Raw genomic sequence first — 274 nt, forward strand, 5'->3', positions numbered from 1 at the left:
GCGGGCGCGACCAGCGGCGCACGAGGTCGCCGATCGCCAGCAGTGCGAGCAGCACGAGCGGCGGCACCCACCACTGCGGCTGGGCGAGGGCGGCCGCGAGCGCCGCGACGCCCTGGCTCACGACGAAGACCACGACGATGGCCGTCACCGCGGTGCGCGGCGAGCTCTGCGGCGCGGGCTCGGCCGGCGCCGGCGGCGGAGCCCAGCGCAGGAGCACGCGGGTGCCCTCGCCGGGCGCGGATCGGATCTCCGCCTCCCCGCCGGGAACGTCGCG

The 274-nt window shown here is 79.6% G+C and carries 1 protein-coding gene; it reads right to left on the minus strand.

Annotated features, from left to right (window positions below):
* The coding region (locus tag ACX3VQ_RS13005) for a hypothetical protein (protein WP_462581469.1) at positions 1-274 on the minus strand (274 nt) is incomplete at both ends.

Source organism: Altererythrobacter chaiwopuensis (genome assembly GCF_054957735.1).